1 protein-coding gene is annotated in these 234 nt (G+C 62.4%); it reads right to left on the bottom strand.

The window, feature by feature from the left end:
• Nucleotides 1-234 (bottom strand): glycosyltransferase family A protein (locus tag FQ668_RS28300; RefSeq protein WP_144180894.1); only part of this gene is annotated, 234 nt, incomplete at both ends.

Genomic DNA, 234 nt, shown 5'->3' with positions numbered 1-234 from the left:
CCTGGATATGCGCCGCGAAAGCGGCCAGTGCGCCCGGTAGCAGGGCATCGTCGGCGTCAGGAAATATCAGGTAATCCCCCCGGGCTTCGGCAATCCCGCGATTCCGTACCGACGATAAACCACCATTGGCCTTGCGCAACGCCCGAAACCGGCCTGGGTGTTGGGCTTGCAAGGCGGTGATCACCTGCGGCGTTGCATCGGTTGATCCGTCGTCAATGACGATGAGTTCCGCCC

Source organism: Pseudomonas sp. Kh14 (assembly GCF_900291005.1).
GTDB classification, from domain to species: domain Bacteria; phylum Pseudomonadota; class Gammaproteobacteria; order Pseudomonadales; family Pseudomonadaceae; genus Aquipseudomonas; species Aquipseudomonas alloputida.
This window is presented reverse-complemented; position numbering and strand designations above follow the sequence as displayed.